Origin of the sequence: Nocardioides sp. LS1 (assembly GCF_003865225.1) — a bacterium.
Lineage (GTDB): Bacteria > Actinomycetota > Actinomycetes > Propionibacteriales > Nocardioidaceae > Nocardioides > Nocardioides ginsengisegetis.
The window spans coordinates 343917-360484 of the sequence record NZ_BIFF01000001.1 but is presented as its reverse complement, the minus strand read 5'-3'; the positions used below and the strand labels follow the sequence as shown (position 1 = coordinate 360484).

General features: G+C 71.1%; 18 protein-coding genes. 8 read left to right on the top strand and 10 right to left on the bottom strand.

The window, feature by feature from the left end; all coding sequences use genetic code 11:
- Positions 1–4 precede the first annotated feature (4 nt).
- The 3 genes from EJF31_RS01750 to EJF31_RS01740 all read right to left on the bottom strand — a co-directional run bounded on the left by EJF31_RS01750 (position 5) and on the right by EJF31_RS01740 (position 4006).
- Complete coding sequence (locus EJF31_RS01750; protein WP_125035379.1) at positions 5–1483, bottom strand: MFS transporter; 1479 nt, start codon at positions 1481–1483, stop codon at positions 5–7.
- 93 nt (positions 1484–1576) lie between these two features.
- Positions 1577–3394, bottom strand: coding sequence for a 3-hydroxyacyl-CoA dehydrogenase family protein (locus EJF31_RS01745; RefSeq protein ID WP_260430574.1), 1818 nt, complete (start codon positions 3392–3394; stop codon positions 1577–1579).
- 60 nt (positions 3395–3454) lie between these two features.
- The gene (locus EJF31_RS01740) at positions 3455–4006 is read right to left on the bottom strand and encodes a GNAT family N-acetyltransferase (protein ID WP_125035378.1); all 552 of its coding nucleotides are present in this window, start codon (positions 4004–4006) and stop codon (positions 3455–3457) included.
- Between the two features lie 25 nt (positions 4007–4031).
- Between EJF31_RS01740 and nucS the strand changes: the two genes are divergently transcribed.
- From nucS to EJF31_RS21720, 3 genes are all read left to right on the top strand, one after another.
- Entirely contained in the window at positions 4032–4715 is a 684-nt protein-coding gene (gene nucS, locus EJF31_RS01735) for an endonuclease NucS (RefSeq protein WP_185736105.1), read from the top strand.
- The gene (locus EJF31_RS01730; RefSeq protein ID WP_125035376.1) at positions 4715–5029 is read left to right on the top strand and encodes a DUF952 domain-containing protein; all 315 of its coding nucleotides are present in this window, start codon (positions 4715–4717) and stop codon (positions 5027–5029) included. The genes nucS and EJF31_RS01730 overlap by 1 nt, the downstream gene beginning before the upstream one ends.
- Positions 5030–5094: 65 nt before the next feature.
- Positions 5095–5250 (top strand): hypothetical protein, encoded by a 156-nt coding sequence (locus EJF31_RS21720; RefSeq protein ID WP_182537200.1) that lies wholly within the window; start codon positions 5095–5097, stop codon positions 5248–5250.
- Positions 5251–5263: 13 nt separating this feature from the next.
- Here EJF31_RS21720 and EJF31_RS01725 read toward each other — a convergent pair whose 3' ends face one another.
- The gene (locus tag EJF31_RS01725) at positions 5264–5518 is read right to left on the bottom strand and encodes a hypothetical protein (RefSeq protein ID WP_260430573.1); all 255 of its coding nucleotides are present in this window, start codon (positions 5516–5518) and stop codon (positions 5264–5266) included.
- Between the two features lie 229 nt (positions 5519–5747).
- On the opposite strand from EJF31_RS01725, the gene EJF31_RS01720 reads away from it, so the two are divergent.
- A complete protein-coding gene (locus EJF31_RS01720) occupies positions 5748–6641 on the top strand; it encodes a hypothetical protein (RefSeq protein WP_125035374.1) in 894 nt (297 codons plus the stop codon).
- A 21-nt stretch (positions 6642–6662) separates the two neighbouring features.
- Here EJF31_RS01720 and EJF31_RS01715 read toward each other — a convergent pair whose 3' ends face one another.
- Positions 6663–7580, bottom strand: coding sequence for an FAD-dependent oxidoreductase (locus EJF31_RS01715; RefSeq protein WP_125035373.1), 918 nt, complete (start codon positions 7578–7580; stop codon positions 6663–6665).
- 74 nt (positions 7581–7654) lie between these two features.
- On the opposite strand from EJF31_RS01715, the gene EJF31_RS01710 reads away from it, so the two are divergent.
- The 3 genes from EJF31_RS01710 to EJF31_RS01700 all read left to right on the top strand — a co-directional run bounded on the left by EJF31_RS01710 (position 7655) and on the right by EJF31_RS01700 (position 11197).
- The gene (locus EJF31_RS01710) at positions 7655–9496 is read left to right on the top strand and encodes a right-handed parallel beta-helix repeat-containing protein (protein ID WP_185736104.1); all 1842 of its coding nucleotides are present in this window, start codon (positions 7655–7657) and stop codon (positions 9494–9496) included.
- Positions 9486–10040, top strand: coding sequence for a hypothetical protein (locus tag EJF31_RS01705; protein WP_125035371.1), 555 nt, complete (start codon positions 9486–9488; stop codon positions 10038–10040). The genes EJF31_RS01710 and EJF31_RS01705 overlap by 11 nt, the downstream gene beginning before the upstream one ends.
- A gap of 107 nt (positions 10041–10147) precedes the next feature.
- Positions 10148–11197, top strand: coding sequence for a hypothetical protein (locus EJF31_RS01700; protein ID WP_125035370.1), 1050 nt, complete (start codon positions 10148–10150; stop codon positions 11195–11197).
- Here the strand turns inward: EJF31_RS01700 and EJF31_RS01695 are convergent.
- The 3 genes from EJF31_RS01695 to EJF31_RS01685 are packed head-to-tail and all read right to left on the bottom strand — an operon-like array spanning position 11166 to position 14185.
- The gene (locus EJF31_RS01695) at positions 11166–11780 is read right to left on the bottom strand and encodes a histidine phosphatase family protein (protein WP_125035369.1); all 615 of its coding nucleotides are present in this window, start codon (positions 11778–11780) and stop codon (positions 11166–11168) included. The genes EJF31_RS01700 and EJF31_RS01695 overlap by 32 nt on opposite strands.
- Before the next feature lie 10 nt (positions 11781–11790).
- Positions 11791–13857: a protein meaA gene (locus EJF31_RS01690; protein ID WP_307718961.1), complete on the bottom strand. Its 2067-nt coding sequence runs from the start codon at positions 13855–13857 to the stop codon at positions 11791–11793.
- 19 nt (positions 13858–13876) lie between these two features.
- Positions 13877–14185 carry an STAS domain-containing protein gene (locus tag EJF31_RS01685; protein WP_125035367.1) on the bottom strand — a complete coding sequence of 103 codons (309 nt, stop codon included), beginning with the start codon at positions 14183–14185 and terminating at the stop codon, positions 13877–13879.
- A gap of 178 nt (positions 14186–14363) precedes the next feature.
- Here EJF31_RS01685 and EJF31_RS01680 point away from each other — a divergent pair, with 178 nt between their 5' ends.
- The gene (locus EJF31_RS01680) at positions 14364–14948 is read left to right on the top strand and encodes a cob(I)yrinic acid a,c-diamide adenosyltransferase (protein WP_125035366.1); all 585 of its coding nucleotides are present in this window, start codon (positions 14364–14366) and stop codon (positions 14946–14948) included.
- Here the strand turns inward: EJF31_RS01680 and EJF31_RS01675 are convergent.
- Entirely contained in the window at positions 14869–16065 is a 1197-nt protein-coding gene (locus EJF31_RS01675; RefSeq protein ID WP_125035365.1) for an MFS transporter, read from the bottom strand. The two genes, EJF31_RS01680 and EJF31_RS01675, sit on opposite strands and share 80 nt — an antisense overlap.
- On the bottom strand, positions 16062–16517 hold the full coding sequence (locus EJF31_RS01670) for a DUF2550 domain-containing protein (protein ID WP_125035364.1): 456 nt from the start codon (positions 16515–16517) through the stop codon (positions 16062–16064). Before EJF31_RS01670 ends, EJF31_RS01675 begins: the two co-directional genes overlap by 4 nt.
- Positions 16518–16568 lie beyond the last annotated feature (51 nt).

Sequence of the window (16568 nt, the reverse complement as noted above, 5' to 3'; positions counted from 1 at the left end):
GGGCTCAGGCCGGGGCGGCCGCCGGCTTGAGGTCGGACCCGTCAGCGTCCTCCGCGGTGAGCGGCTGGGCGATGCTCTCGAGCGACTGGCCCTCGGCCTTGACCCCGAGGAACGCCGCCACGACTCCGCCGGCCACCATCAGGACCGCGCCGAGGTAGTAGCCGGGCGCGATGCCGGTGATGTCGCCGCTGGCGGAGGCGTCGTCGATGAGCTTGCCGAAGAGCAGCGGACCGGTGATGCCGCCGACCGCGGTGCCGATCGCGTAGAAGAACGCGATGCACAGCGCCCGGGTCTCCATCGGGAACACCTCGCTCGCCGTGAGGTAGGCGGCGCTCGCGCCGGCCGAGGCGAAGAAGAAGATCAGCGAGCCGATCAACGTGAGGGTCACGGCGGTTACGCTGCCGAGGTAGAAGCCGGTGATGCCGAGGACGACCCCGGAGAAGATGTAGGTGAACGTGATCATCCGGACCCGGCCGATGGTGTCGAAGAGCCGGCTCAGCAGCAGCGCCCCGGCGAAGTTGCTGACCGCGAACACCGCGATGTACCAACCGGTCTGCTTGACGCCGAGGAAGGTGGTCAGGCTGTCGCCGTAGGTGAAGAAGAACGCGTTGTAGAGGAACGCCTGACCCACGAAGAGCGAGAAGCACAGGACGGTGCGCTTGGGGTAGAGCGTGAAGACGGTGCGCGCGATCAGGGCGATGCTGATCGTCTTGCGCTGCCGGATGGTGATCGAGTCCGAGACGGGCTCCAGCCGGCTGCCGGTCTCGTCGGTGACGGTCTTCTCGATGCTCGTGACGATCCGCTCGGCCTCGTCCTCGCGGCCGTGGATGAACAGCCAGCGGGGGCTCTCCGGCACGTTGCGGCGGACGACGAGGATGCCGACGGCCAGGATCGCGCCGAGGCCGAACGCCGCGCGCCATCCCCAGCTCTGGTCGACGAGCGTCGGGTCGAGCAGCGGGATCGTCAGCAGGGCGCCGCCCGCCGCACCGACCCAGAAGGAGCCGTTGATCGCGACGTCGATGCGGCCGCGGTACTTCGCGGGGATCAGCTCGTCAATCGCGGAGTTGATGGCGGCGTACTCACCGCCGATGCCGGCGCCGGTCAGGAAGCGGGCGCCGAGGTACCAGGTGGGGTTCATGGAGAACGCCGTGAGCACGGTGGCGAGCGTGTAGACCGCCAGCGTGACGAGGAACAGCTTCTTGCGGCCGAGCCGGTCGGTGAGCTGTCCGAAGAACAGCGCGCCCAGGCAGGCACCGGCGACGTACACCGCACCGGCGAGGCCCACCTGGTAGCTGCTCATGCCGAGGCCGGTCTTGGGGTCGGCCAGCGCGGTCGACATCGAGCCGACGATGGTGACCTCGAGACCGTCGAGGATCCACACCGTGCCGAGCCCGATCACCACCAGCCAGTGCCACTTCGCCCACGGCAGCCGGTCGAGCCGGGCGGGGATGTCGGTCGTGATGCGTCCTGTCTCTGCTCCCATGCAGGGATGCGTACCCACTGGATCGCAGACGTAACCCTCGTCACCGCATCCGCTGGTCGAGGCGCAGATCGCACCTCGACCAGCGGGGGTCGCTCAGCGGGAGCTGTAGTCGCGGAAGCCGCGCTTGGTCTTGCGGCCGAGGTAGCCCGCCGTGACCAGGTGCTCCAGCAGCGGCGCCGGGGCGAAGCCGGGCTCGCGGAACTCCAGGTAGAGCTCGCGCTGGATGGCCAGCGACACGTCGTTGCCGACCACGTCGAGGAGCTCGAAGGGGCCCATCGGCAGCGCACAGCCCTGCTTCATCGCGACGTCGATGTCGTCGGCCGTGGCGTAGTGCGCCTCGAGCATCTTGACCGCGTCGTTGAGGTAGGGGAACAGCAGCGCGTTGACGATGAAGCCGGCCCGGTCACCGCACGAGACCGCGACCTTGCCGACCTGGTCGCACAGGGCGCGCGTGGTCTCGGTGACGTCCTCGTCGGTGGTGACGGTCGAGACGACCTCGACCAGCTTCATGATCGTGGCGGGGTTGAAGAAGTGCATGCCGATGACGTCCTGGGGACGCTTGGTCACCTTGGCCATCGAGATGATCGGCAGGCTCGAGGTCGTGGTCGCCAGGATCGCGCCGGGCTTGCAGATCTCGTCGAGGTTCTCGAAGAGGGTCGTCTTGATCTTGAGGTCCTCGGCGATCGCCTCCACGACGATGTCGACGGACTTGAGGTCGTCGAGCGAGGTCGACCCGGTCAGGCGGGCCAGCACCTCGGCCTTGCCCTCCTCGGTCGCTCGGCCGCGCTGGATCTGCTTGTCGAAGTTCTTCGTGACCGTGGCCAGGACGCCGTCGACCTTGTCCTGCGAGCGTCCGACGAAGAGCACGTCGAAGCCGGCCTTGGCGAACACCTCGGCGATGCCCGCGGCCATCGTGCCGGTGCCGACGACGCCGACCTGCTTGATGTCGTGCTTGAGCTGGGGCTTGTCGTCGGCGCTGGGGGTGTGCGCGTCGTCGACGACGATCGGGCTGTCGGGCGCCTCGTAGGTGTAGAAGCCGCGGCCGGACTTGCGGCCGAGCAGCCCGGCGGTGACGTACTGCTTGAGCAGCGGCGCCGGCGCGTGCAGCCGGTCGCGGCCCTGCTTGTACATCGTGTCCAGGATCTCGTACGCCGTGTCGAGGCCGATCAGGTCGAGCAGCGCCAGCGGGCCCATCGGGTAACCGCAGCCGAAGCGCATGGCGGCGTCGATGTCCTCGCGCGAGGCGTACTTGCCCTCGTACATCGCGACGGCGTGGTTGAGGTAGCCGAACAGCAGCGTGTTGGCGATGAAGCCGGCCTTGTCGCCGCAGACGACGGGGTTCTTGCCGAGCTTCTCGACGAGCGCCTTCACGTCGTCGAGCACGGTCTGCTCGGTGACGACGGTGCGGATGATCTCGACGAGGTTCTGGACCGGGGCCGGGTTGAAGAAGTGGACGCCGATGACCCGGCCGGGGCGCGAGTTGGCCGTCGAGATCTCGGTGACCGAGAGCGAGGAGGTGTTGGTGGCGAGCACGGTGTCGGGACCGACGATGTCGTCGAGCTCCCGGAAGATGCCCTTCTTGATCTCCAGCGACTCCACGACCGCCTCGACGACGAAGTCGGCGTCGGTGAGGTCCTTCATCGAGGTGGTGAGCTGGATCCGCCCCAGGATCTCGGCATGCTCGGCCTCGGTGATCTTGCCGCGCTTCACGGCGCGGGCGGTCGAGTGCTCGAGGTGCTGGCGACCGCGGGCCACCGCGTCGTCGTTGAGCTCGACACCCACGACGGAGAAGCCGTTGCGGGCGAAGACCTCGGCGATACCGGCACCCATGGTGCCGAGTCCGATCACGCCGATGGTGCCGAAGTCGCGGCCGGCTGCGGGCGCGGTCGATTCAGGGGAAGTGCTCGTCATGGGGCGCATCATGGCACGGCGCACGGAGGCTCACCGTGGCGCACTTCACTCGCCGGTAACTTAACGATCCAAACGCCCACGGACCGGACGGGTCATGACGATCCGGGCCCCGTTGTGCTCCAGACCGAGCGCGATCTCGTGCTCGTGGAGGCGCCACTGCCAGGGCTCGATCTCGGCGACCTCGACGAACCCGAGGCCCGCGTAGAACGGCCCGTTCCAGGGCAGGTCCCGGTAGGTGCACAGCGACATCTCGTCGTACCCCTGCCAGCGCGCCTCCTCCAGCACCGCCGCCACCAGCGAGGAGCCGATCCCGCGCCGGCCGTGCTCGGGGACCACCGAGATCTGCTCGAGGTGGGCGTGCCCCTCCACGTCCAGCACGTGGGCGAAGCCCACCACCTCGCCGTCGACGTCGGCCACCACGATGAAGCCCGCCAGCAGCGCCCGGTCGAAGCCCGACCCGGCCGGTGACAGCAGCACCGGTGCGATGTCGTCGCCGAACGCCTCGGCGAACATCGGCCCCCCGGAGTCCTCCACCGCGGCCAGGTGACGCAGGTCCGAGGGCCGCGCGAGGCGGAGCCTGACACCGGGGGTGACGCGGGCCGTGGGATCCATGTCGGCCACTGTAGATTCGTCGCCCGTGAGACTCGTCGTTGCGCGCTGCCAGGTCGACTACGCGGGACGCCTGACGGCGCACCTCCCGATGGCCACCAGGGTCCTGATGATCAAGGCGGACGGCTCGGTCCTCGTGCACTCCGACGGCGGCTCCTACAAGCCGCTCAACTGGATGTCGCCCCCCTGCACCCTCCGGGAGGGCACCACCGACGACGGCCAGGTCGAGTGGACCGTCACCAGCAAGACGGACGACACGCTCCGGATCCTGATCGAGGAGGTCGTCCACGAGTCGTCCCACGACCTCGGCATCGACCCCGGCCTGCAGAAGGACGGCGTCGAGAAGCACCTCCAGGAGCTGCTGGCCGAGCACCCGGCGTCCCTCTCCCCCGGCCTCACGCTCGTACGCCGGGAGTTCCCCACGGCGATCGGCCCGGTCGACCTGATGTGCCGCGACGGCGAGGGGCTCAGCGTCGCCGTCGAGATCAAGCGCCGCGGCGAGATCGACGGCGTCGAGCAGCTCACCCGCTACCTCGAGCTGCTCAACCGCGAGCCGCTCCTGACCAGCAAGGGCCCGGTCCGCGGCATCTTCGCCGCGCAGGAGATCAAGCCGCAGGCACGCGTGCTCGCGACCGACCGCGGCATCGCCTGCGCGGTCGTGGACTACGACGCCCTGCGCGGCATCGACGACTCCGAGCACCGGCTGTTCTGATGCGGATCTACCACGTCGCCACCCTCGCCGACTGGGAGGCCGCGCAGGCCTCGGGCGCCTACACCACGTCCACGCGCGGGGTGACGCTGGAGCAGGAGGGGTACATCCACGCCAGCCGCGAGGACCAGTGGCGGGGCGTGCACGAGCGGTACTACGCCGACGTCACCGAGCCGCTCGTGCTCCTCGTGATCGACACCGACCTGCTCTCGTCCCCCGTCGTCGAGGAGGTGCCGGCGCCGGGCATGACCGAGACCTACCCGCACGTCTACGGCCCGATCGACCCGGCCGCGGTCGTGGAGGTCCGCCCGGCCTGATGGGGCCATGGACGGTCGTTGCCCGTCGTGCCACCGTGGGGTGACGTCCTGCTGGAGGTGAGCACATGGAAGCGTCCGCACAGCCGATGGCCTGCCCCGACTGCCACGCCCTGACCGACGACCTGGCCACGCACGAGCGGTGGCACTCGCGCCTGGTCCACGACATCGCCGTCGCCGTCGACAAGGAGAACAAGCGCCGCGAGGCGGCCGGAGCGCGCTGAGCGCCCGGCTCGCTCAGTCCTCGGCACCGCCCTGCGCCTGCCGCCGCTCGTGCAGGCGCTGCTGCGCCGCGGGCAGGAACGCCAGGCACGGAGCCTCCGCGTCCGGGTGCTTCTCGGTGAGGTGGAAGGTCCACCGGTCCATCGCGGCCATGAAGCCGTTGTCGCCGCCGGGGCGGTAGGCCGACCACTTCCGGTGGCCCTTCGCGCGGCACGTCGTGCAGCTGATCTTGTAGACGAACTGCTGGTCGCCGTCCAGGTCGATCGACACCGACGCCAGCGGACCAGCCTCGGCGGCCGCCTTCCGCTCACGAGCAGATCTGCTCGCCACCATGTCGCACCCCACGTCCGTTCGAGTCCGACGAGCCTAGCCCCCACGTCACCGGGCCCGGGACGTACCCGGTTCGGGCGATGCCGCCCGGGGCGGACACCCCTAGCGTCGCACGGAGGGGACCAGCTCGGCGGCCCCCTGCGGGTCGCCTCTCCAGAAGGGTGTCCCGATGATCCGCAAGATCCTCAGCGTCATCAGCGTGTGCGCGCTGGCGGTCGGCCTGTCGCTGGCTGCCGCAGTCGCCGCGCCACCGCTCGTCCAGCTCTCCGGCGCCATCTTCACCAGTGACGCCTCCGGCGTCCCGGTCAACCTCAACCACTACGCCGACAAGCGCGACGTCTACCTCAACGGCGGCCCGGGCATCAACGCCCCCGCCGACGCCGCCGGACTGCCTCCGGGCGTCTACGCCTTCCAGGTCACCAGCCCGTCCGGCAAGGCCCTGCTGTCCACCGACCCGGTCGAGTGCCGCCGGGTCACCATCGGCGCCAACGGCCTCTTCCAGGACGTCGCCCCCAGCACGCCCTGCGGCCACGTGACCGGGATCGACGGCGAGCACGGCGGCATCACCGTGCAGCTCTACCCCTACGACGACACCCCCAACCCGGGCGGCGTCTACAAGGTCTGGCTCACGCCGTACGACGCCCTCGACTGCAAGGCAGCGGGCAACAAGCACTGCTTCGTCCCCGGCAACAGCAAGACCGACAACTACAAGGTGAAGGCCACCGCCACCGTCGAGATCGACACCCGGTTCCACCGCAACGGTGACCTGGTCGACGGCCTGGCCGCCACCTGGACCGACACGCTCGGCGCCTCCAACGTGAAGTACTCGGAGTACGCCCCGAGCCGCCTCGCGTTCCACGAGGCCCACGTCGAGGCGGTCGAGGAAGGCACGCACACGATCAGCGTGGCCGACCAGACCGGCTGCACGATCGGGAAGGTGCTCACCCCGAACGGCAACACCGTCAAGCCCAACAAGGGCCGTGTCTCGGTGTCGGTCTCGGTCGCGCCGTACAGCAGTGGCGCCGACACGACGTACTTCGTCGACGTCTACTGCATCAACTGACGCTGAGGAGGCGGGGCGCCGTCAGACGAGGCCGACGACCTCGTCGGCGGCGCCCCAGCTCAGCGTCACCCCGGCCCCGCCGTGCCCGTAGCAGTGGATGACCCGTCCGGCGCGCTCCAGCCTCACGGCCGGGCGCACCGGCCGCAGGCCCACCTTGTGCCGCAGCACCTTCGCGTCGCGCAGGGCCGGCACCAGGCGGGAAGCGCGCCGGAGGATGTCGGCGGCGGCCTCGGGCGAGGGCGTCCGGCTCCAGTCGCCCTGCTCGTCGGTGCCGCCGACCACGACGTCGTGCTCACGCGGGACCACGTAGGTCGGGCCTTCGCCGTCGAGCCACCAGCGATCGAGTCCGACCTGCTCGACGTAGACGACCTGGCCCCGGACCGGCACGACCGTCCGGTCCGCACCCAGCAGCCGGGCGCCGAGCCCCGAGCAGTTGACGACGAGGTCGCCGCCCTCGGGGAGCGCCCGCAGGTTGAGTCGGGTGATGGTGCCGCCGAGCGACTCCACCTGACCCGAGAGCCAGTCGAGGTAGACCGGCATCTCGACCACCGGGGTCGTGAACGTCCACCCGTCGACGTAGCCCGCGGGCACGTCGCTGACCCGGTCGAGCCGCGGCACGGCGGTGCGCCACCAGGGGTCGGGCTGGCGGGCGGTGAAGACCTCGGTCCCGTGCACCATCCGGACGCCGGCCTCCGGCGAGCCGGCGTACTCGACGGGCGCGGCGAGCGCGTCGAAGACGGCGTACGACGTCGCCGCCCAGCGCGTCACCCGGTCCTGCGGCAGCGCGCGGTAGGGGTACCAGAGGGCCGCCGCGACCGCCGAGGTCGTCTCCCGCGGCAGGTCGCGGGCGACCACGTCGACGCGGTGCCCGGCCTCGAGCAGGCGGACGGCGCAGGACAGCCCGACGACGCCCGCACCCACCACGATGATCCGTGCCACGGGGGAAGTCTGTCCTACCGATGCGTAACCCGGGTCACAACGGCTTCGTTGGGCCGAGGACGAAAGGACCTCCGATGCCCCGACCGGCCCGTCTGGCCCGCCTCGCCCCTGCCCTGCTCGTCCTGCTGCTCGCGCTGCTGTCCGGGGGCCTCGGCGCCCCCGCCTCGGCCCACGAGGAGCGGCCCGCCGAGTTCCCCGACGGCACCGGGCACCGCCCGACGTTCCTCGGCTACGACAACCCGCGGTCCCGCGTCGTGTGCAAGCCGGGGAGCGCCGACGCGATCGCCGCGATGCCCGACGGCGCGGTCAAGCAGCGCAACGAGCGACTGCTGGGGCAGTGCCGGTTCTCCTCGATCCAGACCGCGATCGACTCGATCCGCCAGCGGCGCACGTCGGTCTACGTGCTGCCGGGCACCTACCACGAGCAGCAGTACGCCGGGGACGAGCGCAGCTACTACTGCTCCCACCTGGAGACTTCGTCCACCGCGCCACTGCTGTCCTCGGAGTACATCGGCAGCCTCTCCTCCCCCGACACGGGGGCCAAGGAGGGCACCAACGGCGAGTCCAACCCGATCGCGCTGTCCTACGCCGACCAGCGGGCCTGCCCGCACAACCTCAACCTGATCGCGATCTTCGGCGACAAGACGCCCAAGAACGACTCGATCGCCTGCGACAGCCGCTTCTGCGGCACCCAGGTCATCGGCACCGGCCGAAAGGTCACCGACGTCACCGTCGACAACCGGTTCTCCAAGCTCAACGGCATCCGGGCCGACCGGGCCGGGGGCCTCTACCTCAAGGACATCACCTTCGAGCAGGCGGAGTTCAACTCGATCTACGTCCTGGAGACCGACGGGTTCGTGCTCGACCACGTGCTCGCCCGCGGCAACGACGAGTACGGCATCCTCGCCTTCGCCAGCGACCACGGGCTGATCGAGAACTCCGAGGCCTACTACAACGGCGACTCCGGCTTCTACCCCGGCTCCGGCTCGGACCTCAACGCCGACAACCCGGACTTCAAGGCCACCCGCTACGCGATCGAGATCCGCGGCAACTCCAGCCACGACAACACGCTGGGCTACTCCGGCACGGCGGGCAACTCGATCTGGGCCCACGACAACGAGTTCTTCCACAACGCCACCGGCATCGCGACGGACTCGCTGTTCCCCGGCCACCCCGGCCTGCCGCAGGACCACGCCCGGTGGAACCACAACGACATCCACTCCAACAACATGAACTGGTACACCCGGTTCGTCGACACCGGCATCTGCGACAAGCCGATGCCGCAGCGCGGCTACATCGACGGCACGGTCTGCCCGGTGGTGCCGGTGCCCGTCGGCACCGGCGTGCTCATCGCGGGCGGCAACTTCGACTCCACCGACCACAACTGGATCTACGACAACTGGCGCAACGGCACCATGCAGTTCTGGGTGCCGGCGGCGCTGCGCGACGACTACGACCCCTCCCACCAGTACGACACCTCGAACCACAACCACACGTTCGCCAACCACATGGGCATCGCGCCCGACGGCAGCGAGCAGCCCAACGGCCTCGACCACTGGTGGGACGACCAGGGCACCGGCAACTGCTGGGAGGACAACCAGTACGCCGGCGGCACCGGCACCAACAACTTCACCGTCCCGCCGCCCTCGTGCGCGGACGGCGGCTCGGTCTTCGTGCCGGGCGCGTTCGTGAAGGACGCGGGCTTCCTGTCGTGCAGCCAGTACGACCGCAGTGACCCGACCTGGCAGCACCCGCCGCAGTGCGAGTGGTTCGACAGCCCGTCGAAGCCGGGCTCCTCGAGCGGCGCGGTCGACCAGGACCACTCCGAGCTGGTGGCCGCTCCCCTCCTCACCGCGACGGGCGGGCTGCTGCTCGCCCTCGGCCTGCGGAAGCGTCGTACCTCCCGTGTGGCGTAGGTCCGCACTCCTGCTCGCCGTCCTCGCCCTCCTGCTGGTGGGCGGGGGCGTCGCGGTCGCGCGGTCGGCGCCGTCGCTGAAGACCGGCGGTCCCACGGCGGTCTCGGGGACCGAGGCCACCTCGGTCTTCACGATCGCAGGCCGCACCATCCGGCAGATCCGGTACGCCGACGGCGGCACCCTGCGCTACACGTTCGGGCTGACCAACACCGGTCACCTGCCGCTGACCGTGCGCGGGCTGGCCGACGACCAGCCCTCGACCCGGCTGTTCACCTACACCGGCCTGACCGGGCCGGACGGGGCCGGGGACGTGCACCTGGGGCCGGGAGAGACGGCCCGGCTCACCCTCGCGCTGCGGATGGGCGGCTGCGAGACGCTCTCGGCCCGGGCCGGGGCGTTCGTGACCGAGGTGGTCCTGCGCACCGAGCAGGCCGGGGTCTTCGACGACGAGGTGCGGGTGACGCTGCCCGAGGAGGTCCACACCGGATCGCCGCGCGAGGCGTTCTGCCCCCGCTCGACCGCGACGTCGCGTCCCCCGGGCTGAGGCTGAGACCCTCCCCACACCGGCGCCAACTTCCATACCGACGGTATGGAGTGCCATGCTGGCACGGCACGCCTTATTGACATCTTTTCAACAAGGAGCCGTTCCCGATGCGCCGTCCCCTGCTCGCCACCCTCGCCGCCGTCCTGGCCCTCCCCCTGCTCGCGGGGCTCACGGTCGCGCCGGCCCACGCCGGGGCGGGCGTCGACGTGATCTCGCGCGCGGTCACCTTCTCGGTCGACAACACCAACGGCACCCGCGTCGCCTGCACCGCCGACGGCCAGGTCCACACGGTGCACGCCACGCTCGTCGGCCCGCGCAGCGAGGTCCTCGGGGCCAGCGTCGACCGCATCAACGTGCTCGTGCACGACACCACCACGGGCGGCTGGTTCTGGCAGCTGCCGGGCCACCCGGCGTACGACTGGGCGAGCCGCCTGGCGGACGCCGGCGAGACCTCGCTGGTCCTGGACCGCCTCGGCTACGACACCAGCCCGCTCACGGACGGCAACGCCACCTGCGTCGGGGCCCAGGCCGACATGCTCCACCAGGTCGTCGAGCACCTCCGCTCGGGCCACTACGTGTACGCCGACCAGCCGCGGGCCGTGCCGTCGGCCCAGCACGTCGTGCTCCAGGGGCACTCGGTCGGCGCGGCGATCGCGCAGCTCGAGGCGGCGACCTTCGACGACGTCGACGGGCTCGTGCTGATGTCCTGGTCCGACTCCGGTGCCACCCAGGCGGCGATCGACGGCGTGCAGCGCCAGTCGCAGGCCTGCCTCCAGGGCGCCGACTACGCGGCCTTCGCCCCCTCCGGCAAGCAGTTCCGCCACCTCGCCTTCGCCAGCGCCCCCGCGGGCGTGCAGCGGGTCGCCGCCCGGCTGCGCAACCAGGACCCGTGCGGCGACGTGCTGAGCCTCGGCTCGGCCTACGCCACCTCCAACGCGCTGACCCACCAGATCGAGGCGCCGACCCTGCTGCTCTACGGCAGCAAGGACCGGCTCAACGACCCGTCCTCCAAGGACCGCCAGCGCGACGCCTACAAGTCGGGCACGCCCGTGACCACGACGGTCTTCGCCGGTGCGGGCAACGCCCTGCCGCTGGAGCGCACCGCGCCGCAGACGCAGGCGCGCGTCATCCGCTGGCTGGCGGCCACCCTGGGCTGACGAGCCGCCAGCCGTCCGCGTCGACCTCCAGCTCGATCACCCCGCAGTTCGCGAGCGAGACGCCCAGGCCGGCGGTCCGGGGCATCCCGACCAGCTGCGGCACTGTCGCGAGGATCGCGCCGCCGTGGCTGACCACCAGCACGGTCTCACCCCGGTGCTCGTCGGCGATCGCCTCGAGCACCCCCTGGACGCGGGCGACCGTGTCGCCGATCCGGTCGCCGCCCGCGATCGCGGCGCTGTCGTCGCCCTCGGCCCACTGCCGGAAGACCTCGGCGAAGTACGCCGACTCGTGCTCCCCCGAGCCGGCGAGCGACCCCACGGCGTACTCCCTCAGGCCCTCGCGCACCACCACGTCGGTGCCGAGCACGGACGCGGCGATCTCGGCGGTCTGCACCGCACGCGACAGCGAGCTCGTCCAGACCCGGGAGACCCGCTCGTCCACCAGCCGCTCCCCCAGCGCCCGCGCCTGCGTGCGGCCGAGCGCGGTGAGGCTGCCGCCGTCATCGCTGATCAGGGCGGTCTCGTACTCGGCCTCGCCGTGGCGGGCGACGAGGATCCGGGCGGGACACTGGAGTGAGCTCACCCGCGGGAGGCTAGTCCAGGTCGTTGGCCTTGCGGATCACCTCGACGATGCCGGCCATGATCTCGGTGAGCCCGAAGTCCTTGGGGGTGTAGACCGCGGCCACGCCCAGCTCCTGGAGCCGGCGCCCGTCGGAGTCGGGGATGATCCCGCCCACGATCACCGGTAGGTCGCCCAGGCCGGCCTCGCGCAGCCCGTCGAGGACCGCGGGGACCAGCTCCATGTGGGAGCCGGACAGGATCGAGAGGCCGACGCAGTGCACGTCCTCGGCGACGGCGGCCGCGACGATCTGCTCGGGCGTCAGCCGGATGCCCTGGTAGATCACCTCGAAGCCCGCGTCGCGGGCCCGCACGGCAACCTGCTCGGCGCCGTTGGAGTGGCCGTCGAGCCCGGGCTTCCCGACCAGCAGCCGCAGGCGGCCGCCCAGCTCCTCGCCGGTCTGCCGGACCCGGTCGCGGACGGCCGTGAGCTCGGCCCCGGCCTCGGCGACGACGGCACCGCTCACGCCCGTGGGGCCGCGGTACTCGCCGAACACCTCGCGCAGCGTGCCGGCCCACTCGCCCGTCGTGGCGCCCGCCCGGGCGGCCGCCAGGGTGGCCTCCATGAGGTTGGCGTCGGTCTTCGCCGCGGCGGCCAGCGCGGCCAGCGCCTCGGCGACGGCGTCGCCGTCGCGCTGGGCCTTCCACTCCTCGACGCTGGCCAGGGCGGTCCGCTCGGCCTCGGGGTCGGCGGCCATGATGGCGCCGTCCAGATCGGCGGTCAGCGGCGACGGCTCGGTCGTCTCGAACTTGTTGACGCCGACGATGATCTCGTCGCCGGACTCGATCCGCGCCCGCCGGGCGGCGTGCGAGGAGACGAGCTCGGACTTCATGTACTCCACGGCGGCGATCGCGCCGCCCATGGCCTGGACGCGGTCGATCTCCTGCTTGGCGCCCTCGACCAGCTCGGCGACCTTGGCCTCGATGACGTGCGAGCCGTCGAAGATGTCGCCGTACTCCAGGAGGTCGGACTCGAAGGCCAGCACCTGCTGGAGGCGCAGCGACCACTGCTGGTCCCAGGGCCGGGGCAGGCCGAGGGCCTCGTTCCACGCGGGCAGCTGGAGCGCCCGGGCACGGGCGTTCTTGGACAGCGTGACACCCAGCATCTCGAGCACGATGCGCTGCACGTTGTTCTCGGGCTGGGCCTCGGTCAGGCCGAGGGAGTTGACCTGCACGCCGTAGCGGAAGCGGCGCATCTTCGGGTCGGTGACGCCGTAGCGCTCGCGGGTGATCTCGTCCCACAGCTGGACGAAGGCCCGCATCTTGCAGGTCTCCTCGACGAACCGGACGCCGGCGTTGACGAAGAAGGAGATCCGGCCGACGACCTTCTCGAAGTCGTCCTCGGAGACCTGGCCGGCGTTCTTGACCTGGTCGAGGACGGCGATGGCGGTGCACAGCGCGTAGGCGAGCTCCTGCGTGGGCGTCGCACCGGCCTCCTGCAGGTGGTAGCTGCAGATGTTGATCGGGTTCCACTTGGGGATCTGGTGGACGGTGTAGGCGATCATGTCGGCGATCAGCCGCATCGAGGCCTCGGGCGGGAACGCGTAGGTCCCGCGGGAGAGGTACTCCTTGATGATGTCGTTCTGGGTGGTGCCGGCCAGCTGGGCGGCAACCTCCTCCGGCGACAGGTCCGGGCACTGCTCCTCCGCGACGACCTGGTACATCGCGAGCATCCACATCGCGACGGCGTTGATCGTCATCGAGGTGTTCATCTCGGTGAGCGGGATGTCCTCGAACAGCCGGCGCATCTCGCCGAGGTGCGGCACCGGCACGCCCACCTTGCCGACCTCGCCGCGCGAGAGCGGGGAGTCGGGGTCGTAGCCGGTCTGCGTGGGCAGGTCGAACGCCACGGAGAGGCCGGTCTGGCCCTTGGCCAGGTTGGTGCGGTAGAGCGCGTTCGACGCGGCGGCCGTGGAGTGGCCGGCGTACGTGCGCATCACCCAGGGGCGGTCCTTCTGGGGACGGTCCATCTCGGTCATGGGTCCGAGCGTAGAACGTGACCTACCGCTTGGTAACTCGTCTCGGTGTGGGTAATCCGACACCTGACCAGCGCGGATCCGCTCAGGCGCTGGCGGCCGCCCGCTCGACCTCCACGACGCGGATCAGCCGCGAGAGGTGGAGCATCCGGCGCACCGCGGGTCCACAACCGCGCAGGGTGAGGTGGTGCCCGGACCGGGAGGCCTGCCGGGTCGCCACGGCGAGCACCTTGAGGGCGGTCAGGTCGACCACGTCCACGCCCGTCAGGTCCACGACCACGTCCTCGTCGTGTCCCTCGAGGTGGTCGTAGATCGCGGCCCGGACCTGCATGGTGCTCCGCACGTCGAAGTCGCCCACGAGCACGAGTGTCGGGCCGTCGGTGATGATGTCCATCGCTGCTCCATCCCCCCGGAGCCCAGAGAAACCCCGGTGTTCGCCGCTGTCGATGTCGCCTCTGTACCCACTATGACGCCGCCCACACCGATCGGGTTGCGTCGGAAACCGCGTGTCTCGCGTCCCGAGACCACGGGCCCCGGCCGCGCGGCGGCTCACGGGAACTACGCTCGCGTGCATGGTCAACCTCACGCGGATCTACACGCGCACCGGCGATGCCGGCCAGACGCGGCTCGGCGACATGAGCACCACGTCCAAGAACGACCCGCGGCTGCACGCCTACGCCGACGTCGACGAGGCCAACGCCCAGCTCGGGGTCGCGATCGCGCTGGGCGACCTCGACGAGGACGTCGTCGCCGTCCTCACCCACGTCCAGAACGACCTCTTCGACGTCGGCGCCGACTTCTGCACGCCGGTGGTCGAGAACCCCGAGTTCCCGCCGCTGCGCATCGAGCAGGCCTACGTGGACCGGCTCGAGGCGTGGTGCGACCACTACAACGAGCACCTGGCCAACCTGCGCTCGTTCATCCTCAGCGGCGGCACCCCGGGCGGCGCCCTGCTGCACGTGGCGCGCACCGTCGTACGCCGGGCAGAGCGGTCGGCCTGGGCGGCGCACGCCGAGCACGCGGAGACGATGAACGTCCTCGCGATCACCTACCTGAACCGGCTCTCCGACCTGCTCTTCATCCTCGCCCGTCACGCCAACCGGGAGCAGGGGGACGTCCTGTGGGTGCCGGGTGGCGAGCGGGGCGAGCAGCACTGACGCTGATCGCGGCCGGCACCATCAACAGGGCGATCGCGAGCAGCGAGTCCAGGGTGCCGACCCGGTCGCCGAGCTGGCCGAGCAGGGGCGGACCGGCGAGGAACGCCGCGTAGCCGATCGTCGAGACGACGCTGACCCGCGCCGCGGCCCGCGCCGGCTCGTCGGCCGCCGCACTCATGCCGACCGGGAAGCCGAGCGACGCACCGAGGCCCCAGACCAGGATCCCGAGGCCGACGAGCAGGACGTGGCCGCCCCACACCACCAGCAGGATGCCGGTCGCGGCGGTCGCGGCCGTGGCCCACAAAACCGGCGCCCGGCCCCAGCGGTCCAGGGCGAACGGGCCGAGGAGCCTCCCCGCCGTCATCGCGGTGACGAACGCCGAGAACCCGGCGACGCCGACCCAGTGGGCCACGCCGTAGCCGTCGATGAGCGCGAGCGAGAGCCAGTCGTTGGCCGAGCCCTCCACGGTCGCGAAGGCGAGCACCATCACGCCGATGGCGAGGGTGCGCGGCTCGAGCCACGCCGAGCCCGAGGAACCCTGCTCGTCGTGGTGGACCGTCGGCTCGGGGAAGGCCCGGGCGACCACGCCGACCAGGACCGCGGCGACCACACCGCCCACCCCCACGTGCCACGGCAGGGGGACCCCGGCGGCGGCCATCGGGATCCCGACGGCGGCCCCGGCGATGCTGCCCAGGCTCCAGCCCGCGTGGAAGCGCGGCATGATGGTGCGACCGATCCGGCGCTCCACCTCGGCGCCCTCGACGTTCATGGCGACGTCCCACGTCCCGGTGCCGATGCCGTAGGCGAAGAAGCCCACGGCCGTCACCGGCACCGAGGACAGCTCGCCCGCCCCGGTGCCCGCGAGCACCATGCCCACCGCGGTGAGAGCGCCTCCCGCCCGGACCACCCGGGCCGCGCCGAGGCGCTCGATCAGTCGTCCGCTGGAGGGCAGCGCCAGCACCGACCCGGCGGCGATCGCGAGCAGCAGCAGGCCCAGCGGGCCGTTGGCCAGGTCGAGGTCGGCACGCAGGTCGGGCAGCCTCGAGACGAGCGTGGCGAAGCAGAAGCCGTTCAGGGCGAACGTCAGGGCGACAGCGTTGCGGGCGCGCACGATCATCGGCGCGCGGGACGCTCCCACGACGCGCCGGGCGGGCCGGACTCGAGCCAGGCCTGGAAGCCCATCAGCGAGGAGGGGCCCATCGCGAGCTCGACGTCCGCACCGTCGTCGGTGCGGCAGCAGATCACGACGTGGTCGGGGTAGAGCGACATCTGCTCCACGCCCTCGGGTGCCCGTCGGCCGGAGTAGCGCAGGTGCGAGCGCTCCCACGAGCGCTTGGGCCGCGGCGAGAGCGAGAAGATCCGGAACCACTCGAGCGACTCGCCGGAGTAGCGGCCGAGCCCGAGAAGCCAACCGCGCCCGGCCCTCTCGGGACGGACGCGGAAGGAGAGCTCGAAGGTGCCGCCGTTGCGGGACAGCACGCGGCGACGCACGATCAGGGCGACGCCGTAACAGAGGACGAGCAGGAGCAGGCCACCAGCTGCGTCGAGCAGCCACTGCCAGACCGGCATCGGTCCCTCCCGTCCCCCTCGCGGCCGCACGGATGAGCACGCGAGGTGCTC